This is a genomic window from Allomesorhizobium aridi (assembly GCF_043769475.1).
GTDB lineage: Bacteria > Pseudomonadota > Alphaproteobacteria > Rhizobiales > Rhizobiaceae > Allomesorhizobium.
Genome location: NZ_CP171729.1, coordinates 2,252,173 through 2,275,400 on the forward strand (window position 1 = coordinate 2,252,173; position 23,228 = coordinate 2,275,400).

23 protein-coding genes and 2 pseudogenes are annotated in these 23,228 nt (G+C 62.5%); 12 read left to right on the plus strand and 13 right to left on the minus strand.

Going from position 1 to position 23,228, the window contains the following annotated elements; all coding sequences use genetic code 11:
- Positions 1-578 precede the first annotated feature (578 nt).
- Positions 579-860, plus strand: coding sequence for a hypothetical protein (locus ACG873_RS13130; RefSeq protein ID WP_394892256.1), 282 nt, complete (start codon positions 579-581; stop codon positions 858-860).
- Positions 861-944: 84 nt separating this feature from the next.
- Here the strand turns inward: ACG873_RS13130 and ACG873_RS13135 are convergent, their stop codons facing one another.
- The 4 genes from ACG873_RS13135 to ACG873_RS13150 all read right to left on the minus strand — a co-directional run bounded on the left by ACG873_RS13135 (position 945) and on the right by ACG873_RS13150 (position 4,001).
- Positions 945-1,166, minus strand: a complete 222-nt coding sequence (locus tag ACG873_RS13135; protein WP_394893488.1) for a DUF982 domain-containing protein — start codon at positions 1,164-1,166, stop codon at positions 945-947.
- Between the two features lie 541 nt (positions 1,167-1,707).
- On the minus strand, positions 1,708-1,977 hold the full coding sequence (locus ACG873_RS13140) for a YMGG-like glycine zipper-containing protein (RefSeq protein ID WP_394892257.1): 270 nt from the start codon (positions 1,975-1,977) through the stop codon (positions 1,708-1,710).
- Positions 1,978-2,721: 744 nt separating this feature from the next.
- Positions 2,722-3,111 (minus strand): hypothetical protein, encoded by a 390-nt coding sequence (locus ACG873_RS13145; protein WP_394892258.1) that lies wholly within the window; start codon positions 3,109-3,111, stop codon positions 2,722-2,724.
- The gene (locus ACG873_RS13150; protein ID WP_394892259.1) at positions 3,108-4,001 is read right to left on the minus strand and encodes an FCD domain-containing protein; all 894 of its coding nucleotides are present in this window, start codon (positions 3,999-4,001) and stop codon (positions 3,108-3,110) included. The genes ACG873_RS13145 and ACG873_RS13150 overlap by 4 nt, the downstream gene beginning before the upstream one ends.
- A 108-nt stretch (positions 4,002-4,109) precedes the next feature.
- Between ACG873_RS13150 and ACG873_RS13155 the strand changes: the two genes are divergently transcribed.
- Positions 4,110-5,255 carry a C45 family autoproteolytic acyltransferase/hydolase gene (locus ACG873_RS13155; protein WP_394892260.1) on the plus strand — a complete coding sequence of 382 codons (1,146 nt, stop codon included), beginning with the start codon at positions 4,110-4,112 and terminating at the stop codon, positions 5,253-5,255.
- Positions 5,256-5,307: 52 nt separating this feature from the next.
- A complete protein-coding gene (locus tag ACG873_RS13160; RefSeq protein ID WP_394892262.1) occupies positions 5,308-6,855 on the plus strand; it encodes an ABC transporter substrate-binding protein in 1,548 nt (515 codons plus the stop codon).
- A gap of 4 nt (positions 6,856-6,859) precedes the next feature.
- Here ACG873_RS13160 and ACG873_RS13165 read toward each other — a convergent pair whose 3' ends face one another.
- Positions 6,860-7,531, minus strand: a complete 672-nt coding sequence (locus ACG873_RS13165; RefSeq protein ID WP_394892263.1) for a GntR family transcriptional regulator — start codon at positions 7,529-7,531, stop codon at positions 6,860-6,862.
- Positions 7,532-7,728: 197 nt separating this feature from the next.
- On the opposite strand from ACG873_RS13165, the gene ACG873_RS13170 reads away from it, so the two are divergent.
- From ACG873_RS13170 to ACG873_RS13195, 6 genes and pseudogenes are all read left to right on the plus strand, one after another.
- Positions 7,729-8,598 (plus strand): alpha/beta hydrolase, encoded by an 870-nt coding sequence (locus ACG873_RS13170; RefSeq protein ID WP_394892265.1) that lies wholly within the window; start codon positions 7,729-7,731, stop codon positions 8,596-8,598.
- A 70-nt stretch (positions 8,599-8,668) separates the two neighbouring features.
- Complete coding sequence (locus ACG873_RS13175) at positions 8,669-10,219, plus strand: ABC transporter substrate-binding protein (RefSeq protein WP_394892267.1); 1,551 nt, start codon at positions 8,669-8,671, stop codon at positions 10,217-10,219.
- Between the two features lie 33 nt (positions 10,220-10,252).
- Positions 10,253-11,198, plus strand: a pseudogene (locus ACG873_RS13180) (ABC transporter permease).
- Positions 11,195-12,010 (plus strand): ABC transporter permease, encoded by an 816-nt coding sequence (locus ACG873_RS13185; RefSeq protein ID WP_394892269.1) that lies wholly within the window; start codon positions 11,195-11,197, stop codon positions 12,008-12,010. The pseudogene ACG873_RS13180 and the gene ACG873_RS13185 overlap by 4 nt, the downstream one beginning before the upstream one ends.
- Positions 12,010-13,737, plus strand: a complete 1,728-nt coding sequence (locus ACG873_RS13190; RefSeq protein ID WP_394893490.1) for an ABC transporter ATP-binding protein — start codon at positions 12,010-12,012, stop codon at positions 13,735-13,737. Before ACG873_RS13185 ends, ACG873_RS13190 begins: the two co-directional genes overlap by 1 nt.
- A gap of 422 nt (positions 13,738-14,159) precedes the next feature.
- Positions 14,160-14,369 carry a hypothetical protein gene (locus tag ACG873_RS13195; protein WP_394892271.1) on the plus strand — a complete coding sequence of 70 codons (210 nt, stop codon included), beginning with the start codon at positions 14,160-14,162 and terminating at the stop codon, positions 14,367-14,369.
- 685 nt (positions 14,370-15,054) lie between these two features.
- Here the strand turns inward: ACG873_RS13195 and ACG873_RS13200 are convergent.
- Both ACG873_RS13200 and ACG873_RS13205 read right to left on the minus strand, forming a co-directional pair.
- Positions 15,055-15,447, minus strand: a complete 393-nt coding sequence (locus tag ACG873_RS13200) for a VOC family protein (RefSeq protein ID WP_394892273.1) — start codon at positions 15,445-15,447, stop codon at positions 15,055-15,057.
- 598 nt (positions 15,448-16,045) lie between these two features.
- Positions 16,046-16,246, minus strand: coding sequence for a hypothetical protein (locus ACG873_RS13205; RefSeq protein WP_394892275.1), 201 nt, complete (start codon positions 16,244-16,246; stop codon positions 16,046-16,048).
- A 16-nt stretch (positions 16,247-16,262) separates the two neighbouring features.
- Here ACG873_RS13205 and ACG873_RS13210 point away from each other — a divergent pair, with 16 nt between their 5' ends.
- Together ACG873_RS13210 and ACG873_RS13215 are read left to right on the plus strand one after the other, a co-directional pair.
- Positions 16,263-16,835, plus strand: a complete 573-nt coding sequence (locus ACG873_RS13210; RefSeq protein ID WP_394892277.1) for an alpha/beta fold hydrolase — start codon at positions 16,263-16,265, stop codon at positions 16,833-16,835.
- 157 nt (positions 16,836-16,992) lie between these two features.
- Positions 16,993-17,475: a transposase gene (locus ACG873_RS13215; RefSeq protein WP_394892278.1), complete on the plus strand. Its 483-nt coding sequence runs from the start codon at positions 16,993-16,995 to the stop codon at positions 17,473-17,475.
- A 179-nt stretch (positions 17,476-17,654) separates the two neighbouring features.
- Here the strand turns inward: ACG873_RS13215 and ACG873_RS13220 are convergent, their stop codons facing one another.
- Entirely contained in the window at positions 17,655-17,888 is a 234-nt protein-coding gene (locus ACG873_RS13220; RefSeq protein WP_394892279.1) for a hypothetical protein, read from the minus strand.
- A gap of 245 nt (positions 17,889-18,133) precedes the next feature.
- Here ACG873_RS13220 and ACG873_RS13225 point away from each other — a divergent pair, with 245 nt between their 5' ends.
- Entirely contained in the window at positions 18,134-18,385 is a 252-nt protein-coding gene (locus ACG873_RS13225; RefSeq protein ID WP_394892280.1) for a hypothetical protein, read from the plus strand.
- Positions 18,386-18,672: 287 nt separating this feature from the next.
- Here ACG873_RS13225 and ACG873_RS13230 read toward each other — a convergent pair whose 3' ends face one another.
- The 5 genes and pseudogenes from ACG873_RS13230 to ACG873_RS13250 all read right to left on the minus strand — a co-directional run bounded on the left by ACG873_RS13230 (position 18,673) and on the right by ACG873_RS13250 (position 23,222).
- Entirely contained in the window at positions 18,673-19,257 is a 585-nt protein-coding gene (locus ACG873_RS13230; RefSeq protein WP_394892282.1) for a peptidase S14, read from the minus strand.
- A gap of 423 nt (positions 19,258-19,680) precedes the next feature.
- Positions 19,681-20,715, minus strand: coding sequence for an IS110 family transposase (locus tag ACG873_RS13235; RefSeq protein WP_394892284.1), 1,035 nt, complete (start codon positions 20,713-20,715; stop codon positions 19,681-19,683).
- 92 nt (positions 20,716-20,807) lie between these two features.
- Positions 20,808-21,573 (minus strand): IS5 family transposase gene (locus tag ACG873_RS13240; RefSeq protein ID WP_394892203.1). Its coding sequence is split into 2 segments (ribosomal slippage): positions 20,808-21,234 and positions 21,233-21,573, totalling 768 coding nucleotides; the frame shifts between segments, so codons are not numbered across the junction.
- Positions 21,574-21,641: 68 nt separating this feature from the next.
- A pseudogene (locus tag ACG873_RS13245) lies at positions 21,642-22,594 on the minus strand (IS481 family transposase).
- Positions 22,581-23,222, minus strand: a complete 642-nt coding sequence (locus ACG873_RS13250; RefSeq protein ID WP_394892285.1) for a DUF4334 domain-containing protein — start codon at positions 23,220-23,222, stop codon at positions 22,581-22,583. Before ACG873_RS13250 ends, ACG873_RS13245 begins: the two are co-directional and overlap by 14 nt.
- Between the last annotated feature and the right edge of the window lie 6 nt (positions 23,223-23,228).

A 23,228-nucleotide genomic window follows, 5' to 3' on the forward strand; every position in this document is an offset into this window, starting at 1 on the left:
CAGGCACGAAAAATGCCTGCGGTCTGATCGGCAGCTCGTAGTTCGCAGTTTCGTTCAGCCCGGGGAGCCAAGCCACGTTGATTTCAACCGATCTTTCCCGATTTTAGAGATTTTTCCCGCTTTCCGTCCCCGCTTTTCGCAGGCATGAAACTGAAAGCGGCTCGGCCGGCGGCTCAGCGCAAAAGACGATCCAATTGATTTCTTGGGTACCAGAATCAATGAAGCCCGCTGCATGAGGAATACCAGCGGCGCCTGCAGCGGGTTTCGCGGCGACACTCATGAGGGTCGCCTACTAGCATCTTCAATTGATGGCGAAGGGATTGGTTCCACCACAAGCGGGGCACCTTTGACGGAACCCATGATCCAAATAAATTTGTCGAAATGAACTCCGTTTATTGTTGGGAACAGGCAGAGCCGGCAGATCGCCGGATGCAACGAGCCATCCGTCCGGCGACTTACCTAGCCAAGCGGCTGATGTTCCATGCTGCTCAACCCATCCAGACGAAGAATTACGGTTTTGGAACAAAAGATTGATGACGTCCGTTTGTCTTTCACCTGAACCGCATAGGAGAGAGACGATGTCTTACCCTGAAGATCGAAATACCACAGTCGTCCAAAGTGGTAGCGGCGGCGTTGTAGCGGCGGTCGCTATAATCGCCGCAGCCGTGATCTTACTGTTCCTGTTCTTTGGAACAGACATATTCACAGGCGCTCGGGACACCAATGTCAATATTGAAGCGCCAAATGTCGAAGCACCAGCAACGCCGAACGTCGAGGCACCGGCAACGCCGGATGCGCCCACAACAGCGACGCCAGATGCACAGGCACCGGCAGCACCCGCACCGGCACCGGCTCAGTAACAGAATGGTCGCTTAGACTGGCCCCGAACCTGAACATCAAATCCGCCGCGCATTGGTAACAGCGCGGCGGGTTTTGTGTGGGGCCTATCTTTTCCGTTTCATGCTGTTGGGCGACGGCGGGGAAGCGCCACCGATCAGGATGCCGGCCTCCTGGGCGGCTTCGCGAAAGGCCTTGCGAGCGGACGCAGCCTCGCGCTGGCGCTCCAGCGTCGAGGCAAGCTTTGCGCGCCGCGCGTTCCTGGCCGCGTCGATCTCGTTCGGCCATCTGAAGAGCAGCCATTCGGCGGCCTGACGGGCACTGGATATATTTTTGGCGCTGGCCGCGGGGCGCCTTCACCGTCACAAACTCGTTGAAGGCCTGTCTTCAAGCCTGGCCATACTCAACACCCTGATGGCGCTACGAGCCTCAACGCTATCGCAGCAGGCCGGGTCTCGGCAAGTGAGGGCGGCGAATCGCTATGTCATTCCGCTACGTCATCGACTCTGCCACACTCAGCGTTGCGGCGGCGATTCGCTGCTGGTCGGTGCTAACCTGGGCCACTCCCTCCCACGGCACCGGCCACTCTTGCCCGTTGGATGACAATGTACCCATCGCCGTACGATTGGAATGGTGAGGCGACCCGCCGCCGAAAGCGAGCCCGACGCCTGCTTAAGTACTTCACCGCAACTGGAGCGGCCAGCCTAGTGTGGAGATGTGGGGGCATCGGCCACGCCGAATGTAGAGGCGCCAGCACATGATGTTGCGGCGGATGGTCAAAATCGGACGGGACGTTTTCGACTTTTCCGTACGCGCGGGATGCGACTTTCCCGCTAAACGCTAGGAGCAGCAACCCGTCAGATCACGCGCTCAATATCCCGCAGGGCAGCGTGCGATATAGCGGCGGCCATTGCGATCCCGGTAAATGCAATCGCCCGGTTCGTTCGCGCGGCCAATTAGCGCCCCGGCAAGCGCGCCAACTGCTCCGCCGATCAGGGCGCCTTCGGCTTCAACTCCCGGCGAAGCCACAGCAGCTCCGACCGCGGCGCCGCCAAGCCCGCCAATGGCAGCGCCCCGTTCGGTTTGAGAGCACGCGGTGAGTGGCGCCAGCACCGCCAGCACAATAAGCGCGTTCTTCATGGCTGATCCTCCCGGAGTTGATCTCCATAATAAGAAATGCGCGAGTTCGGGAATCGCTCCAAATCGCTGGCAGCCTGCAAGCGACGCTTCGTGGACTTACCCCTCGCTGCGCCCAGTCCGCTCCCGAGGACACTGCACGCTTATCCGATTCCGGATGTCGGCACGGCAAGAAACCGCCCGCTTTCGCCTCGGCCCGGTTGACATCGATGCCCATCGAACCCGCACGACTTCAGTGCGTTTCCAACCGAGCGTCACGACGACGATGATCGGCATCCGGCCCGCTATCGGGGCGCACGAAAAACCTATCCTCATCCAGTTCCTGGTCAAAGCGACGGCTGCTGTCGCTGTTGGGTGGGCTGCCGGCATCGCGCCGGGCCTGGCGCGAGCGGCAGCCTACAGCCTGTCGATCCCGTTTCGCCAAACATCGCCATCATCATTTTGGCGGTTTGCTTTTCGGTGTTGATCGACATGGTGTTCGCTACGCGGTGCCCGCATCAACCCGATCGATGCGCTAAGGCACGAATGACAAAGTTGCTTAGTTCTCACTTCGTTTACGAATTCCGGACACGCACTACTTATCTGCCGGCGTAGGCCCTCGAGTCGTGAACGGCCTCTCCATGCTTTTCACGAACGAGAGACTACCGCGCGATCTCCACGAGAACCGGGATTGGCAGAATGTCGGCAGCGATGGCACGGCGGGCCATCCGCGATGGCTTCACCCCGCTTTCCCGCTCTTTCGCCGGATCAGTTCGAATATGCCTGAGATATCCTCGTCCCCGAAACCGGCGCCCGCCCGTTCGCGAAACAATTCCAGCATGGGGCGAGCAGATCGGTGGCGACGCCCTGGTCGCGGCTAGCGGTAAGGATGTTGTCCAGCGAGGCGGCCTGCATGCCGAGGTTCGACACCACATTCACGCCGTGCTTGCCGCTGTCGATCTTCTCCGCATACCCCGGCAGCTCGCCCATCATCGCGGTCATCCATGGGCCAAGGAGCTTGAGAAACGCGCCGGCGCGGACGCCTTCGGAATCGATGAGCGCGCTGGCATGAATAACGAGTAGTCGAAGCCCGAAGGTGGCCCGTGGGAATGATCCAGTCGCGTTCCAGTGCCTGGCGAAGGGGGCGCGAGAAATCAATCCTCCTGCGCCGGGTCGCGGCCTGCGCGCTCGATGTGCCGGCGCAGCAGTGCCTCGGCATAGCCGAGATCGCCCTCGGCGAGAGCGTCGAGTATGGCGATGTGCTCGCCGCAGGCACGTTGGATGCGCGCCTCGCTCAACTCGTCGAAATCGGCGTACTCGGTCATTCGCCTCAGATTGTTCTGCTGGCGGATAGCCTGCAGCAGGAACCGGTTCCCCGACCATGCGACGAGCGTCTCGTGGAACGCCGCGTTCACACGGAACCACCGCTCGCGCTTGATAGAAGCAGCCGGAGAGTTGAGTATCTCCTTCTGGGCGGAATGGAGCGCGGCGAGCGCAGCCTGGTCGACGCGGAATCCGGGTTGGCGCATCGCTCCGCATTCGATCACCAGCCGGAAATGATAACTCTCGGCCACCGCTTCCGGCGTGTCGAGGCTCTCGGTGAAGGCCCATCCGTGGCCACGCAGGCGGCGCGCCAGCCCGTCGGCTGCAAATCGCAGCAGTACCTTGCGCACCTGTCCGCGCGGCGCGCCATAACGCTCTGATAGCTCCGCCTCCGATACTTCTGCCGGCAGGGAGCCAGCGGCGCGATCTGTCATGAAACGCCCGGCAAGCGCCTCGATCTCGGACGGCGGCGCCACGCCGTCGATCTGGTCGGCGTCGGACGGCAGCCGCGCCAGGACGAAACCGCGTCTCGGCTCGTAGCGCACGAGACCGTGGCCGGCGAGGGCGTTGAGCGCCGCACGAACCGGCGAGCGCGACACGCCGAGTTGATTGGCGAGCGCGAGTTCGGAGAGCCGCTGGCCGCGATCCCACCCGTGATCGACGGCGAGGGAGACGATCTGGCGGGCGAGTTCGGTCTGGAGGCTGCTGGCGAGTGGAACGGTCATCGATTTCTCTTCTTGCAGGGTCATCGACGGATTAGCACAAGAGATATTGACAGGCCATGCGCCGGCCGTATGCTGCGTTTTATTCTAACAAAGCGCAATTGGAACGCAATGTCTTCAATCACTCCGATCCCCTTCCCTTTCGTGTCAGTGGCGGGCGCTCCCTTCGAACGCGGCCGCCAGTATGGCGCGGCCGCGGCCGCCCGCGTGCGGCGCAGCGCCTCGATCTATGGCACGACTCTCGACGAACTCGGCTACGACGCAGGCGCCAGGTCGCGCCTCATCAAGGAGTTCGCGGCCGAGATCGGCGGGTTCGGCGCGCATTATCTCGAGGAGATGGAAGGCATCGCCAGCGGCGCCGATGTCCCCTTCGAGGACATCGTCATGATCAACGCACGCACCGAAGTGGTCGCGAAGGCCCGCCAGGAGACGGGAAAACCAGAGGAAGAGCCCGAGGACGGCTGCACGGGCGTGGCGGTGCTGCCCGAGCGCAGCGCGACGGCGTCGGTCCTGCACGCGCAGAACTGGGACTGGCGCGCCGAATGCGCCGAGACGGCCATCGTGCTCAGGGTCGAGCAGGAGGACGGCCCGGATTTTTTGACGTTCGTCGAGGCGGGCGGGCTCGCCCGCTGCGGCATGAACGCCGCCGGTATTGCTATCACCGCCAATTATCTCGAGTGCGAACGCGACTTCCGCACCTCCGGCGTGCCGCTCGCCCTCATCCGCCGCAGGGTGCTCGAACAGACACATTTCGCGCTCGCCATGAAGGCGGTGGCCGCGACGGCGAAGGCCTGTTCCAACAACATGATGCTGAGCACGGTGGAGGGTTTCGCCATCGACTTCGAGTGCGCGCCAGACGAGGCCTTTCCGCTCTATCCGAAGAACGGGCTCATCGTCCACGCCAACCACTGGGTGAGCGCGACGGCGCTTTCGAAGCTCGTCAACACCGGCGTGCCGAGCGTGCCGGAAAGCTTCTACCGCGATTGGCGAGTGCGCCGGCTGCTCGACGCCGCGGGCGAACGGTTGACCATGGACGACCTCAAAAACGCACTCTTCGACGATTTCGGAGCGCCCTATTCCGTCTGCAGGCCGCCCCGGCCCGGCGGTCGCGGCAATCTCTCGGCCACCGTGGCGATGGTCGTCATGGAGCCGGCGGCCGGCATCATGGACGTGGCTCCGCTGCCCGCGCTTTGCCGCACTTTCACCCGCTACGACCTGAAAGGCGACCCGGTGACGCTTCCTGTCGCGGCGGAGTGAGGATCGCCGCGGCCCGGCCCGGAATTGAACGAAGAAACAGGGGAACGAACCAATGTCACGCTTGCTATTCTCCATGATCACCGCCGCGGCGATGCTGACTGCCATACCCGCCTCCGCCTCCACAATCCGCGTCCAGCTCAACGCCGACATCCGCAGCACGACGCCGGGCATCAATCGCGACGACAATACGGACGCGGTCGTCCTGCATACCGTAGAGGGGCTTGTCGCCTATAGCGAGGACGCCACTGTCAAGCCGCTTCTGGCCAAGAGCGTCGATGTCTCGGAAGATGGCAAGACCTACACTTTCACGCTGCGCGACGGCGTTACCTTCCACAATGGTGCGCCGCTGACATCCGCCGACGTCGCCTGGTCGTGGCAGTTCTATATGGACCCGGCGCGCGAATGGCGCTGCCTCTCCGAGTTCGACGGCAGCGGCCGCGTCAAGGTGGAGGCAGTCGACACGCCAGACGAGAAAACCATCGTGTTCCGCCTCAGCGGGCCGAACGCGCTGTTCCTTGCGAGCCTCGCGCGCACCGACTGCGGAATGACAGGCGTCATGCACAAGGATCTGCTGAAGGCGGACGGAAGCTGGGACAAGCCGCTCGGCACCGGGCCGTTCAAATTCGCAGAATGGAAGCAGGGAGAATTTATCCGCCTCGAACGCTTCGAGGGATATCAGAGCCTTCCCGACGAGCGTGACGGCCTTACCGGCGGCAAACGGCCGCTCGTCGACGAAGTCCGCTTCATGATCATCCCCGACAGCGCGGCCGCGAAAGCCGCCCTGCAGGCCGGCGATATCGACGTCGTGCCCGATCTCGCCAATGCGGACGTGAAGGAGATAGAGCCCAATCCCGATCTCGGCCTGTCGGTGTCATCCAACATGGGCACCAGCACCATCTTGTTCCAGACGCGCGACCCGCTGCTCTCCAACGTGAAGCTGCGGCAGGCGATCGCCGCCGCCGTCGATACAGAGCAGCTCGTCGAAGCGGTGACCCAAGGACTGACGAAACGCAACAACTCGCTGGTGCCCTCCCTGTCGGCCTACCACACCGCCGCGCACGACGTCGGCTACACCTACGATCCCGAAGCGGCGAAGGCGCTGCTCGCGGAGGCCGGCTACAAGGGCGAGCCGATTACTCTCCTGACCAACCAGCGCTATCCCCAGACCTACGCATCCTCCGTCATTGCCCAGGCGATGATGCAGGCGGCGGGCATTAACGTCACGCTCGAGGTACTCGAATGGGCAGCCCAGCTCGATCGCTATTCATCGGGCAACTACCAGATGATGGCGTTCCCCTATTCGGCGCGTCTTGACCCGGCGCTGAGCTATGACTCGGTCATGGGCTCCAAGCACAAGCAGCCGCGCAAGGCCTGGGACAGCCCCGAGGCACAGGAATTGTTAAACAAGGCGATGGTCGTCTCGGACAAGGCCGAGCGCCAGGCGATCTTCGACGAGTTGCACAAGCGCTTCCTCGCCGAGGCTCCGTTCCTGATGCTCTACAACGGCATCGACGCTTCGGCCTTCTCCAAGCGGGTCGGCAACTACAAGGCCTCGATCTTTTCCAAGCCGCGGCTGTGGGAGGTCACGCTCGCCGAATAGCGTTTCAGGCGGGCGAAAACCGGCCGGCTTGCGAAGAAGCCTCGGTTTCGCTCGCCTCCACCTGGCGGATATGCGCCGCGACCACCAGCTTCAGCCGCGGCAGGTCGCGCGCGGCGAGCGCCTCCACTATTTCCATGTGCTCGCGCGCTGACTTCTCGATGCGCGCCCGCGTGCTCCACTGCGTGAGCGGCGCGGAGGCCCCGCGTCCGCGATACTCCATAACGAGATCCGCGAGCTCGCGATTGGGGCAGAGCTGCGCCATGCGGTGGTGGAAGGCGAGGTTGGCTTCGTATTGCTGAAGGAGGGTTCCCGTCATGAGAAGATCGGCAAAGCGCCGGGCGAGGTTGCGCAGTTCCTCTATCGCGGCCGCATCGACGGTTTCAAGGATGCGCTCCGCAGCCGCGGTCTCCAAGACGACACGCACATCACGGATCTGGTCGGTATGGTTCTCGTCCGGAGCATAGACCCGGTAGCCCTTGTTGTGCTCGTGCTGGACAAGGCGGCGCAGCACCAGCCGGTCGAGCGCGCGGCGGATCTCGATGCGGGTGGCGCTGTAACCTTTCTGCAGATCGATCTGCTTCAGCCAGGCGCCGCGTCCGTGGAGGCCGGCCTGGATGTCCCGGGCGATGAGATCGGCAACATCGTCGCGCCCCGCTCTCCTGGTTGGCCTCTGCATGTTTCGCCGCCCTCCTCTGTCTCGCCCGCATCTCCTACCGCATTTCGCGGCAAAAATGACGAGCGTGTCCGGCGCTCGCCGGCCCGAGAACTAAAACTGCATTTTACCTAACTGAAGGACATTTCGGCTTGCCAGTGCTATTTTGCCATGTAAGGATTGGCGCCAATTTAATCAACCAAAAACGAGGAACCAGGCTCATGAACGTTCGCGCGGCCGATCTTGCCGATGGTGGCGGCGCTCGTGGCCGGCAGATGTACGATCTCGGCGAGACCACCATTTTCGCGAGCCGCGCCGATCCGCGCTTCAGCTACGCCCTCTATGTCCCGCCGGGCTTCGGCGAAGGCCCGCATCCGGCCGAACTCGTCGTTGCCATGCACGGCACCGGCCGCAGTTTCATCGCCTATCGCGATGCCTTTGCGGAATTCGGCCGCTGGAACAACTGCATCGTCTTATGCGCGCTGTTTCCCGCCGGCGTTCGCGGCGATGGCAACCGCGACGGCTTCAAATACATTCTCGAGGCCGACATCCGTTACGATCTCGTCCTTACCGACATGGTCGAGGAAGTTGCCGAGCGCTATGGCCTCGCCTTCGATCGCTTCGCGCTGTTCGGCTATTCCGGCGGCGGCCATTTCGCCCATCGGTTTCTCATCCTGCACCCGCGCCGGTTGTGGGCGGCCTCGATCGGCGCTCCCGGCTCGGTGACGCTTCTCGACTCCAACCGCGACTGGTGGATAGGCGTGCGCGACCTCGAACAGCGCTTCGGCGTTTCGGTGGATCTCGACAGCATGCGCGAGGTGCCGGTCCACATGGTGGTCGGCGCCGCCGACCTCGAAACCTGGGAGATAACCCACCGCGAAGGCGGACGCTACTTCATGCCGCACGCCAACGATGCTGGGCGCACGCGTCCAGAGCGCCTCGAAAGCCTGCGCCGTTCCTTCGAGGCAGCCGGGATCGGCGTTCGCTTCGATCTCATGCCGGGAGTGTCGCACGACGGGCTGCGCTGCGTCGAGCCGGTCAAGACTTTCTTCGCCGATTGCCTGACCGCGCGCCGTGCCGGGCGGGCATGAAATCGCTCTCGACGTTCATCCGGAACAGGCCCAGCGCCGGCCGGAGCCATTCATGAGAAGGAGGACCACAATGACCGGATGTCTCTTAACTGCCCTGCCGCTCGGCATTGCCGCCTTGCTTGCCACGCCCGCGATGGCGGAGACCATGACCGTGGCGATCACCGCCGATATCCGTAGTTCTGAGCCGGGCGTCAATCGCGACGACAATACGGACGGCGTCATCCTCAACGTCGTCGAAGGCCTCGTCGCTTATGCCGAGGATGCGCGCGTCAAACCGCTCCTGGCGAAATCGGTGGACGTGTCGGAAGACGGGCTCACCTACACGTTTTCGCTGCGGGAGGGGATCAAGTTCCACAACGGCGCCGAGATGACCTCGGCGGACGTGCTGTGGAGCTGGCAGCGCTACATGGATCCCGCGACGGAATGGCGTTGCTTGCCCGAATTCGACGGGAGCAGCGGGCTCAAGGTCGTGTCCGCCGAAACCCCCGACCCCGGCACCTTCGTCATGAAGCTCGACAAACCGAGCGCGCTGTTCCTCGCCACTTTAGCGCGCACCGACTGCGCCATGACCGCGATCCTGCACAAGGACTCGCTCAAGGCCGACGGCAGCTGGGACAAGCCCGTCGCCACCGGTCCGTTCAAGCTCGGTGAATGGAAGCGCGGCGAATACGTCACCCTGACCCGCTTTGACGGCTACCAGTCCCCGCCCGGCGACAAACCGGACGGCTATGTCGGCTCGAAGCGGCCGCTCATCGAGGATGCCAGGTTCCTGATCGTGCCCGATGCGGCGACGGTGAAGGCGGCGCTCCTCGGCGGCAGCCTTGACGCCTCGCAGGTGGTGGATTCCGACGTCCCCGAACTGAAGCAGAATGCGGCTCTGACCGTCTCGGCCCCGCAGGTCGCCTCCAAGCACGCGCTCCTGTTCCAGACGCGCGATCGGCTGCTTTCAAACGTCAAGCTGCGTCAGGCCATCGCCGCCTCGCTCGATATGGAGCAACTCGTCGCCGCCGCCTCCAACGGTCTCGGCGTCCCCAACAATTCAGCCGTGCCGGTAAACTCCGCCTACTATGACGAAGTCCACAAGCGCGGCTACAAGCACGATGTCGAGCGCGCGAAAGCGCTTCTCGCCGAAGCCGGCTACAAGGGCGAGACCGTCACGATCCTCGCCAACCAGCGTGTCCACGTGCCGAGCTACGCGGTGGCTGTGATGGCGCAGGCGATGATGCAGGCTGCCGGGATAAAGGCCGAGATCGAGGTCCTCGAATGGGCGACCCAACTCGACCGCTACCAGACCGGCAAATATCAAATGCAGTCCTTCTCCTACTCTTCTCGCCTCGATCCGGCGCTGAGCTACGAGCAGTTCGCAGGACCGAAGGACGAGCAGCCGCGCAAGATATGGGAGAACCCGAAGGCGCTCGCCCTCCTCGACCAGGCCTACGTTGTGGCCGACGAGAACAAGCGCGCCGGGATTTTCCATGAGATGCACGAGCTGATGATGGAGGACACTCCGCTGATCGTGCTCTACAACGGCGTCGGCTCCTGGGCATATTCGAGCAGGCTCGAAGGCTTCTCCACCTGGGAGAGCAAGCCGCGTCTCTGGGAAGTCAGCGTCGTCGACTGACGGACCCCTCGCCTCTTCCAGTTGGAGGTTTGCATGCTTCGCTTCGCGATCACGCGCATCCTGATGGCAGTGCCAACGCTGCTGATCGTCGCCGTCGCCGTTTTCGGGCTGATCCGGCTGGTGCCGGGCGATCCGGCGTCGCTGATGCTTGGCGACCTCGCCGACGAGGCGAGCCTCGCCAATCTGAGGCGCAATCTGGGGCTCGACCAGCCGCTGCCGGTGCAGTTCGCCATCTGGTTCCAGAACGCGCTTTCAGGCGATCTCGGCCGCTCCATCACCTCCGACCAGGCGGTGCTGCCACTCGTGCTCGAGCCGCTTCTGGGTCAGTGCCAAGGTGGTCCTGGCCGCGGTCCTCTTCGCGAGCCTTGCGGCGGTGCCCGCCGGCATGATCGCGGCGTGGCGGCAGAACAGCGCGCTCGACGTCGCCCTCGTCGCCGTGTCAACCCTGCTTCTCTCGGTCCCGACCTTCTGGCTCGGTCTCCTCCTGCTCCTCTTCTTTGGCCTCAAGCTAGGCTGGCTGCCGGTTGTCGGCTACGTCTCCTTCACCGACGATCCGTGGCGGGCTTTCCTCTATCTGGTCATGCCGGTGATGACCCTGTTCCTGCACGAGATCGGCGTGCTCATGCGCATGGCGCGGGCGAGTGCGCTGGAGGTGCTGCGCCTCGACTACATCACGCACGCCCGCGCCAAGGGGCTTTCGGAAAGAGCGGTGCTATGGCGGCATGCCTTCAAGAACGCCTTCGCCCCGACCTGGACGCTGATCGGCCTGATGCTTGGCAACCTGCTTGGCGGCATAGCCGTGGTCGAGACCGTCTTCACGATCCCCGGCCTGGGGCGGCTCCTGGTCGATTCCATCTTCGCGCGCGACTATCCCGTCATCCAGGGATGCATGCTGTTCATCGCCGTCGTCTACGTGCTGGTCAACCTCGTCGTCGACGTTCTCTATCCCATGTTCGATCCGCGGGTGACGGCAGAATGAACTATTCAGCGCCCAACGCCCTCATCGGCGGCACGCTCATCGGCGTGGTGGCCATCGCCGCCTTAATCGGCGCGGTGTGGACGCCCTACGACCCGCTCGCGATCGACTTCATGGCCCGGCTTGCGCCGCCGAACCCTGCGCACTGGCTCGGCACCGACGAGTTCGGCCGCGACGTTCTCAGCCGGTTGATGGCAGGGGCTTCGACGAGCGCCTGGATCAGCCTGCTGACCGTCATTCTCGCCGTTGGGGCCGGCACCGCACTTGGCGTCTTCACCGGCTTCGTTCGCGGCTGGATCGACCGTATTCTCATGGCCTTCAACGACGCACTGCTCGCCTTCCCCGGAATCCTTCTGGCGCTCGGCCTGCTCGCCGTGTTCGGCGCCAACAAATACGGCATCATCTTCGCGCTCGGTGTGGCCTACACGCCCTCCGTCGCCCGTGTCGTGCGCGGCACGGTCCTGTCGCTGCGCGAGAGGGAGTTCGTCGAGGCCTCCCGCGTCATAGGCAATTCGGAAGCCTACACCATGTGGCGGCACATCCTGCCGAACTGCATCGCGCCGCTCACTGTGCTCGCCACTTCTCTGTTTGGCTGGGTTCTGCTCGCCGAAAGCGCGCTCAGCTTCCTCGGACTGGGTGTGCCACCGCCGGCGCCGACCTGGGGCAACATGCTGGCCGCCAGCCGCGCCTTCATCGCCCAGGCGGCGTGGCTCGGCATCTTCCCCGGCCTCTGCATTTCGCTGACGCTGCTCGGCATCAACCTCCTGGGCGACGCGGTGCGCGACAGGCTCGACCCGCGCATGAGGGGGATATGATGGCTAACGATACGCTCCTTGCAGTCGAGGGGCTGACGCTGGAGGTGGCGCGCACCGGGATGCAGATCGTGAAAGGCATCAGCTTCACGGTGGCGCCGGGCGAACGGCTCGGCATCGTCGGCGAATCCGGCAGCGGCAAGACGATGGCCGCACGCGCCGCCATGCGGCTGGAGCCGCCGGCGGTCCGCCGTGTCGGCGGCAGCATCCGCTTCGAAGGCCGCGAGATCACAACCATGCCGCTTGCCGAACTGCGCCGCCTGCGCGGCGCCCGTATTGGCATGGTCTTCCAGGAACCTATGACTTCGCTCAACCCGTCGATGACGATCGGTCGGCAACTCGAGGAGGGGCTTGCCCTGCATCGCCGCGACCTCACGGCCGATGCGCGGCGCACGCTCGTGCTCGATATGCTGGAACGCGTCAGCATTGCCGAGCCGGTCGCGGCGCTCTCCGCCTATCCGCACCAGTTCTCGGGCGGCATGCGCCAGCGCATCATGCTCGCTTCGGTGATGCTCCTGCGCCCGGCGCTCCTCGTCGCCGACGAGCCGACCACGGCGCTTGACGCGGTGATCCAGCGCGAGGTGCTGGAGCTCATGGTCGATCTCACCCGCGATAGCGGCACGGCGGTGCTGATGATCAGCCACGACCTGTCGATGGTCGCCCGCTACACGGACCGTGTCATAGTGATGCAGGAGGGCGCGATCGTCGAGGAAGGACCGACCCGCGACCTGCTGCAGCATCCGCGCCAACCCTACACCCGCAAGCTGCTGGCCGCGATGCCGCGACGTGGGCCTGAACGCGGAGCGGGCCGGGCGAGCGTTCCGATCGTGGAAGTCCGCGATCTCGTCGTCCAATATGCCGGCCGCCAGGGTTTCCTGCGCCGGTCCGCGCCCAAGCGAGCGCTCCACGGCATCGACCTGCGCGTCGATCCCGGCGAGGTGGTTGCCGTGGTCGGCGGCTCGGGCTCGGGCAAGACGACGCTCGGGCGCGCCATCGCCGGCATGATCCGGCCCACCGGCGGCGACATCCTCTTTTGCGGCCGTCCGATCAACGGCCCACGCACAGGCCACTGGACCGATTACCGGCTCAACTGCCAGGTGGTGTTCCAGCATCCCTACTCCTCTCTCGATCCGCGCATGAAGACCAGCGCGCTGGTGGGCGAGGCCCTGCGGCTGATGCCTGGCATGAAAGGGCCCGAAAGGCGGGCGCGTGTCGCTGAAGTCCTCGACGAGGTCGGGCTCGGCGGCGACTTCGCGGAACGGTATCCGCACGAACTCTCCGGCGGTCAGCGGCAGCGCGTGGCGATCGCCCGGGCCATCGTGCGCCGGCCTGCCTTCGTCATCGCCGACGAGCCGGTTTCGGCCCTCGACACGACCGTGCGGGCGCAGGTGCTCGACCTCTTCGCCCGGCTGCAGCAGCGCCACGGCTTTGCCTGTCTCTTCATCAGCCACGACCTCGGAGTGGTGGAGCAGGTCGCCGATCGCGTCGTCGTCATGCAGCATGGCCGCGTCGTGGAGGAGGGCAGCCGCAACGCGATCTTCGACGCACCACGCCACGCCTATACCCGCCAGCTCCTATCCGCTGTGCCGGCGCTGCAAGCCACTCCCGACGGCGGCGTGCAGCTCAAATGGCGCTTCGCGGATGAGCCGCTCGAGATCGGCGAGAACGGCGGAGAAGAAAGTACGGGCGGCAAGCCATCTCTGGACGCCTTGCAGGCCCGGCCCGGATGAGCGGAAACGTCGGGCGGCTCTGGTCGGGTGGCGCGGAAGCGGTCGTCTGCGTCACTATCCATGTCGACTGTCAATCAGCACCGAAGGTTGACCCCCGTGCAAGAATCCGTAACGTCTTGATGTGCTGAATGAAATGGAGATGGGTGGGGTCACGATCGGCGCCGATGATGACCCACCTGCGTCGCGAATTTGTAAGCAACAGTCACGTACTTATTAGGTTTGGGAAGGGGTCAACCTTCGGTGCTGATTGACAGCTTGGGCGCCTTCCTCGTTGACACATCTGGCGGCCCGGGGTTCTACGGCTAAACCAAGTCGTCCAGATGAAATCCGGCCGCGGGAAAGGCTGGCGCGCTTCTGTCCCCGATATACCCGATGCAGCGCCAGCCTCCACATAGCCCCACGACTCGAGGGGGCAGGAGGCCATGCTGGAGGATGTTATCATGGATGCCAGCTACCAAAACACGATCTCAGGGTTGCTTCGCAAACGCGGTGAAATGCTAGCGAGAATGGCCGATCTGCACGAACAGATCAGGCTGCTGTCGGCCCTCGGCACGCCTGCAAAGGGAGGTCGCGCATTCCGCGCAATCCCCATTCTTCGGGACCTTCGAACGTCGGTTGCTGCGCGGGCCTGAACCCATAGAGGAGCCGCGATGAACATTCGTTGCGATCGTTGTGGGCTTGAACCGGATGAAGTGGCGCCGATGCTAAAGGATGTTATCTGGCGACAAATAGCGCGGAAGAACGAAACGCTGTGCAAGGCGTGTGCGCATGAAAGGATCCGGAGACGCTTCGGCCGGGAGCTGCGATTCGCCGATCTCCTCCCGTGTGCATTCAACATCACCTGGTGCTCGGCGTTTGAGGAGCTAATGCCGTGGGACGAGCCCTTGCCGCCGGGCGAGCTGGAACGATGGCAGCGCGCTTTTGCCACCGCCGAGCGGCTGATCGGTAACAGGAAGGCCATGGAGGAAGCGCCGCAACAACGACCGCGTTGCAGGAGGAAATGGGAGCGTTTTTCGTCGAGACCTTGCGCGGCCCCACGAATTCGACGGTCCACCGGCTGAAGCCTTTGCCGCCAGGGCGCAAACCTGGTTTCTTTTAAAGCCTTGAGCGGAGGTTTGGACGGGCGTCAACTTTGTGACGCATGAAAACACGGTACAGGCCTCGGCTGTTGAGTTCCAGACTGCACTGTTTTGCAACTTCGACCCGATACTCCCGCCGAATAACGCAATGAAAAGGCGCAAGATGCGATCTTGGCGCCGCCAGCCCGTACCGCATCAAGCTACAGCAGAGCGTCCGCCTGGCTACGTCACCGAGCGATCACGGGTTCCATCCGCCGCTGCCGTATTGACGGGTAATGATCTCGAGAAGATGACCGTTCGGGTCCTCGAAATAAACGCCGCGGCCGCCGTCGTGGTGATTGATCTCGCCCAACTGTGTCCGGCCAGGGTCAGCCCAGTACCGGAGATTCCGCTCACGAATCCTACCGAAGATCGCGTCGAACTCGGCTTCGCTGACGAGGAACGCATAATGCTGCGGCGTGATTTCGCCGCCGGTCTCCATGTAGTCGAGGTTGGCACCGTTTTCGGTCGTGACCATCTGGAAGGGGCCCCAGCGCCTCGGGGCTGGAAGGCCAAGCATTTCCGCCAAGAATTTTGCCGACGCCTCACTGTCGCGGGCCGACAGGATCGTGTGGTTGAAATCGATAGCCATGCCATCACTCCTTGTGATCTCTCGTCGGAGAGCCCGTGCTTATCTTCACGGCCGACCCCGTTCTGCGGTGATGCGAATAATGTAGTCCCGGTTCTCCAACAGCGAAGTCGCCCCGTGCACAGGCGGTCGTTCTGCGTGCCATATCAGATCTCGGGCGCTACGAACGCGCCGCCGATTACGGGTCGCTCGCGTTAACTGACGGGTGGCCTGTGACGGCAGGACCCAAGCGCGTCGGAATGCACCGGGAGGCTCACACTCGAGACTCCCACAGTCAACCGATCGTTATCTGTATGCCCACATGGTGATTGGGCATGTCACAAGCCACTCGTATTGATGGCGATAATCCTCGCCGAAAATCACAGAGAGGACTTCCATGCGTATTTCAGCCAGCGTCGCCATCATCTTCACCATAACTACATCGGCTCTCGCCCAGGATCCCGGCGCGACCGCCTCCGGTGCCGTTTATGGCCCTCGGCTGGAGGGTTTCAGTTATGCCCATCCGGTCAAGATCCACAGCTTCACTTCGCAGCGTCAGCCCACCGAAATGGCATATCTCGATGTTCCGGCGCGCGGGGAGGCGAACGGCAAGACCGTCGTGCTATTGCACGGTAAAAACTTCTGCGCCGGGACCTGGGAGGTGACCATCGACGTGCTGACGATGGCGGGCTACCGCGTCATTGCGCCCGATCAGATCGGCTTTTGCAAGTCCACCAAGCCGCAGAACTATCAATTCTCTTTTCAGCAACTGGCCACCAACACCGCTGAACTCATCGAGATCCCTGGATGTGTCAAGCGTCATCCTCGTCGGCCATTCCATGGGCGGCATGCTCGCAGCGCGCTACACTTTGCTGTTTCCTCAAACCGTCGAGCGCCTGGTGCTGGTCAATCCGATCGGTCTCGAGGACTGGCAGGCGAAAGGTGTTCCCTATGCCACCCTCGACGCGGCGTATGCAAGCGAACTGAAAACCAGTTTCGCCAGCCTCAAGGCCTACCAGCAGCGCTTCTATTACAATGGCGACTGGAAACCAGAGTACGACCGTTGGGTGAGCATGCTGGCTGGCATGTACGCCGGCGAGGGCAAGGAAATAGTGGCGTGGAACCAGGCCCAAACCTCGGACATGGTCTTCACCCAACCTGTGATCCATGAATTCGGCAAGATCTCCGTACCGACAACGCTGATCATCGGGGGCAAGGATCGTACGGCCCCTGGCGGCAATCGCGCCGGCGCGGAGGTCGCCAAGACACTGGGCCAATATCCAACACTCGGACGCGCCGCGGCCGCAGCCATTCCAAACGCGACGCTCGTTGAATTCCCGGAGCTTGGACATTCACCGCAGGTAGAGGCACCCGGCGAGTTCCATCCAGCACTTCTGGAAGCGATAAAGTAGCGGCATCACACCGATATGGAAGCCGACTGCACCGGAGCCTCTGCTTTTGTCCTGTGTTGACTACAATGAAGAGCAGGGTTTTCGGCCGTGTTGACAAAGCCCATAAGTTCTTGATGCTGCGTGGGAGAACAGATGTTGACAACGTTAGGAGGGTCTCATGGCCGATCTCAAGGAAACCGAGACAAACCAGATACCAGCCGACGTGCCCGTGAAGGAACAGACACCTGGTATCAAGCAAAGGGCGCCGAAGCCGAGGAAGCGAACCGGGCAGCAGAAAGGTGCTGGACGAACCAGCGCCGCCAAGTCAGGCCAACAGGCGTCTTCATCTGAAGCGGTCGCATCCCCTACAGCCGGGACTGCGCGGAAAACATATTCTGAGAAAGAGCGGGCCCAAAAGCTCGGCGAGATCAAAAAGCAGATCGGACGGGGAGAGAGCGTCAAGGCCGCGGTCCAGAAAGCCGGAATATCGGAACAGACCTACTCTCGGTGGAAGAAGGTTGCCGGGCAGACGACGACACCGAGCGATGAGCTCAAGGATCTGGTGAAGCTTGAAGAAGAGAACGCCCGTCTGAAGAAGCTTCTCGCCGACCGCCTCCGGAAAGAAAATGCCGAACTCAGGAAGAAGCTGGGGCTTGCTTGAGCCTGTCCGGGGGCCAAAGCTGAGCCGTTTGCATCGGGCCGAGTGCTCCTATATCCATGCTACGCCATCAGGCGCCTTCGATGGCTAGATCGTGGTCCGCGGCGACCTTCTGGCAGGCCTCGAGCATGCGGATTTGGATTTCTTCGCATGCCGCTGGCGTCAGGCGGGTTATACCCGAATTAGACATCGACCCTGCTCCGCCGTCTGCGCGGTTTCCATTTCCTGGTCGCTTCCACCAACCACGCGATGGCGCCGGGCGAAGCCTGCCAAGGCTTCCCGTTTTCCTCAACGTATTCGGCTGCCTCGTCCTCGCCGCCCACAGTGACATAGCCATCCATCGAGGCAACCAGAGGCTGCTTGCCGGATAACACGCCAGGCACATGGTTATTGGCCAGCCAGGCTTCCTCAGCCAATTTGTCGGCGCCCGGATCGTTTTCTCGGAAGGCGAGAAGAGCCTGCGTGTAGAGCGTTCCACAACTTGGCCAAAATCCCAGCTTTGGGCCGATTTGGCCTATTACGTCAAAGACAACCAGGTTTTCACACCGAATGGCAGGCCCGCTCTCCATTATGTATGAACATCGCCGGCTTTACGACGGAACGCTTTCCGCAGGCATGGGTTGAGCATTCAGCGAAGGGGCTCGACTGACGGAGAGCCGTCATGGACAACAGCAGATTCGATCGAGCCGATCTGCTTTCGGTCGTGAGTTCCTGTGCTCGTAGGGGCGACGCTGGATCGCTACTGTCGACCGCCAAGGCGATCGGCGAGTTCCGGATGATGTCGGGAGACTTTGTGACCTCTGACGAAGAGCTTGCAAATGCAATATCAGAAGCGGCCATAGCCTTAGGCTGTACGGTGGTGTTCGATGAGCGGCCGGGTGCCGATGCCTTAAACTCACGCAACGGCAATTAGCCACGCCTAGCAAAAAAAGCCCGTTAGGTGAATCCTGGTGGTCAACTTGCCGGGCGCCGCCACGCTTTTCCAGGCTCTTGTCAGCAGCCTTCCCCGAAAGCCGGACGATGATAAGCAGGATCACATAAACCGCGACGCCGCGCAGAACTGATTCCATCTCTGTCTCCCATGGCTCGAACAGCCGTTCACCGTCGAGGTTCCGCAAATTGTGCAGGACAAAGAGCGAGTGTCCGCGAGACGTGAGGGACCGTGAAGCAACCAGTGACTCGGGATGTGCATGGATGCAGTTACAGAACTCCCAGTATCAACCGGCGGCTGAGCGCCTCTTCGGACTTCAAATACCAGTTCGTTCTGGCCCTTTCGATGCACTCGTCGCAATCGACTCCCGTTCCTTCGCACAGCATGGCGAAGCCTGTCCGCTCCACCTCTATGCCGATCTTTAATTGGGCTTCCAGTGCCTTAACCCTCTGCAAACTCACCTGCAGGGGGCCTGAAAGCTGCAGTGACTGATCCATCCTGCGCTCGTGAATCAGAAGCAGGCAATCACGGGTGAGGTAACGCCGCTTTCTCGGGAACGATGCCATGATGGTGACGCCCGCCGAATAGACGATGGTCTTGCCAATGAACAATATTTCGCGTCCGGAGTGCTCGGATGCGATCTGGATATCCATCCCGATGCGTCGCGCTAGATCGGCGTCACCTCCAGGCGTCGTCAGTTCGACCGCGAGCTGTCCTTCGGACTTGAGGGCGTTGTCCAACTGAGACTGGAAATCGATGAACTTATTGTCGTCGATCAACCCGGATAACCGGATCTGGGGACTGAACAGGCACTTGGGAATCACTCCGGCTTCGTCGGAGGTTTGTGCGTCCATTGTAATGCGCTCTCCTGGTCGATTGCTGCCATCAAGCCTATCGCTGCAACAAACTCAGGCCTGCATCGTTCCGTTCCCACAATGAAGCAGGACTTCGGTAACGGGGCCGTCCTCGTCAAGGCAAATTTGATGCAAGAAGGGATCGCCCATCCGGGTGTGCGGAGAGCGTGATTGCATTTTGGTTGTGCTATATCGCCTGCTTTCCTGCCGTATGAGGTTCTGCCCGGGTTCATGCTTCGGTCCGTGGTCGGCGCGGCGGCCGCCAACATGATGCTTGTCCAATATGGTTCCGATGCGCCCATCTCATTGGCGTGCTCGCCCGGCGGGGCGGCATCAGTCCAGACCACGGCGTCATCGGGACCACGTCCCGGGTCGGGGACCTCGCAGGTCTGCGCTCAGGCAGACATCAACACGGAGATTAGCTCATGCATGGATCGGCTCTGGCGCTCCTTCCCAGCAGAAGTTTCTTCCGTCCAGCCACATCCGATGCAGGATCACACCGATCCGACGCGCCAAGGCCACCATGGCCCGCTTGGTGCCGCGCCGTTTCGCGACCCGCGAGGCCCATGTCCGCAACCACGACCCACGGCCCCGGTTCATCATGACGGTTGCGGCCTGGCATAAGGCGCGGCGTAAATGGGCGTCACCGGCTTTGGTGATACCGCCTGTCACGTCGCGCTCGCCGGACTGCTGCCGTGAAGGGGTGAGGCCGACCCACGGGCCGACTTTCTTCGACGACGAGAACCGAGCCGGATCATCCACGGCCGACTTGAAGGTCAATGCGACCACCGCGCCGACGGCCGGCATGGTCATCAGCAAGCGGCAGGTCGGGTCGTCCTGTGCTAGGCTGCGCACATGCCGCTCCAGTCGCGCCAGTTCATGGCGGAGGGTGGCACGGGCGCGAAGCATCGGCTCGGTTGCCGCCACAAGCGTAGTGTTGCTGGCAACCAGTTCCTGAATGCGAGCATCAAACCGTCCTTTGGAGATTGCGCCGACTTTCAAGCCGAAGTTCCGCAATAACCCGCGCAAGGACATTTCCAGAGCGATCACGCCCTGCTGGATGGATTTGCGCGCCCCGAGGAGTGCGCGGATCTCCTGGGCAGACACCGACTTGCAATGGACCGGCCGGAACCAGCCCAAATGTAGCAGCCGGGCAATACCTTCAGCATCGCGCCGGTCTGTCTTGATCGGCATGGCTTTCAGAGCACCCTTCACTTGCCGGGTTTCCATCAGAACCACTTCCAGGCCGGCTTCGGTCAGCCCACGGTGCAGCCATTGCGACAACGGCCCGGCTTCCATCCCGATCATCGCAATTTCGCCCTGTTGCTCCAGCGCGAATTGCGTCAGCGCCGCGGGATCGCTGCCGACCTCAGCCTCCTTCACGATCTTGCCGTGCTCGCTGACAACGCAGACCGCAGTCTTGGCGAGTGAGACATCCAACCCAATGAACAGTTTCATCCCGTAATCCTCCTGTCAGAATCAGATACGGGAGCGTCGGCGGCGACCGGTCAGCATGCAATCGGTAACGGGCAGCGCACGACGCAGGCCCGTTACAGCATCTCATTGATCCAGAAGATGAAGGCAGCAGCGAAGGCGATTGCGGACAGGAAGGTGTGAGCGCATCGGTCGTATCGGGTGTGGATGCGTCGCCAGTCCTTGAGGCGGGCGAACATGTTCTCGATCCTGTGGCGCTGCCTATAGAGCAGCGGATCATAGCTGTGCTGGACACGGTGCTTGGCATGAGGCGGGATGCAGGGCGTGATGCCCTTGCCGATGAGCGCCTCGCGGAAGCCAGTGGAACTGTAGGCCCGATCGGCCAGCAGATGGCGGGCGGGAGGGAGTTCCTCGAGCACGGCGGCAGCGGTTCTGTGATCGTTGGCCTGGCCTTCGCTCAGGTGTAACAGCAACGGGCGTCCACGGTCGTCGCAGACCACCTGTAGCTTGGTGGTCAGACCGCCTCTGGTGCGTCCGTACATCGGGGTAGAGCCCCTTTTTGAGCAGGCTGGCTGCCGTGCGATGTGCCTTGAGGTGGGTGGCGTCGATCATCAGCCTGTCGGTGCCGCCGCCACGTGCAGCCAACTCGGCCAGGATGCGGTTGAACACGCCCAGCCGGCTCCAGCGGATGAACCGGTTGTAGATCGTCTTGTGCGGGCCATAGGCGGCCGGCACATCTCGCCAGCGCAGACCGTTACGGATCACGAACAGGATGCCGCTCAGCACCCGTCGGTCATCGACCCGAGGCACCCCGTGCGACCGTGGAAAGAACGGCTCGATCCGCCGCATCTGCGCCGGAGACAGGAGCAACAAATCACCCATGGTGGCCACCTCCAGCCACCTTGAATCACTGCCGCTCCTTCAATTCAACAAATTAATGGGTCCTGACCCTAGCTGTGGAGTCTCAATAGGTTGTTTCCGATCAGACCGAGTCGGCTGATGGGCGGTTTTGAGCCGATACTGCCATGAGGTCTATGCCAATTGTAGCGGTGAAGCCATCGCGGCAACTCGGCGGTGCGTTCGTCTGAAGTGTTGTAGGCGCGGGCATAGGCCCATTCGCGCAAGCTGGTCTGAATGAAGCGCTCGGCTTTCCCGTTGGTCCTGGGAGTATAAGGCTTGGTGAAGATCTGGCGCAGGCCGAGACGTTTGCAGGCTGCCCGGAAAGTCCTTGAGCGGTAGCAGGAACCGTTGTCGGTCATCACGCGCTGCACTTTGATGCCGAGGCTGGCGTAATAAGCAACGGCGGCCTCAAGGAAGGCGACAGCGCGCTCCTTGCGCTGATCGGACATAACCTGGACGAAAGCGACACGCGAGGCATCGTCGATGCAGACATGGACGAACTCCCAGCCGATGCCCAGATGGCGGTTGACTGCGCCCGGATATGGCCCGGTGATGCGATGTCCCACGGAGCCGATCCGACCAAGCTTTTTGATGTCGAGGTGGATCAGCTCGCCGGGATGCTCTCGCTCATAGCGGCGCACAGGTCCCGGCTCCAAGGCGCTGAGCTTGTTCAAGCCCAAACGGTGTAGAACACGGCTGACAGTCGCGGGCGAGACGCCGGCCTCGACGGCGATCTGCTTGCCTGTCCAGCGCTGGCGACGCAGCCGTTCGATCGTCTCGATAACCGCCTGAGGCGTCGGCCGGCGCAATCGATGCGGCCGGGAAGAGCGGTCCTGTAAGCCTGCCCATCCTTCGCGCCGATAGCGGTCAACCCACTTTCGAACCGTCCGCGGGCAGACGCCTGCGGCTTGTGCGGCGGCCTGCGGCGTCTGTCCGCTCTCGACCTGCATTACAATTCGCTCTGACCGTGCGGCGTCAGACGGGCATTCTTATGGATGTTCATCCGGTCCCCCTGGAATCACTGAAGCTTCGACAACCTCAGCTTCCCGGTCCGGACCGGATGGACAACCTACTGAAAGCTCACAGCAGCAGCCGGCTCGTTCAAACCCGTCGCGAGCAAGCAGAAAGAAGAATGGCTGCGGCATCGATCGCATATCCATGAGGCCAACAACACGATCGTCGTCGATCCTGCGAAGGTAATCGATAATAGGCTGACGATCGTAGACAATGGCGGCGCTGGCTACCCCCCGATGCTCGATTTTTCGCAGCCGCGCAGTGGCACCGCTTGATCGCAGAAGATAGCGCGACACCGCGAAAAGTTTTCGCGCGGCGCGGCTGCGGGCGAGCATTGGTCTACACAGTGCCCAATGGAGCGGAAGTCGTGCCAGATCGATAGACAATATGTCGCCGTTCCTGCGGAGAAAGAGCAGCGGGTGGACTATCTCGGGCGATTCAAAGGACTTGCCGTACCAATTCAACCATTCCAGCAAGCCGTCGAGCGGATGTCTGGTGTGGAGGCCTGATCCGCGCCATCTGCCGGTCATCTGGTCAGGATCGACAGAAGCAAGGTCGTCAAAACGGAGCAGGCCCCGATCGGTCGACAACGGCGATTCCGCCAACGAGACAGCCATTCCGGT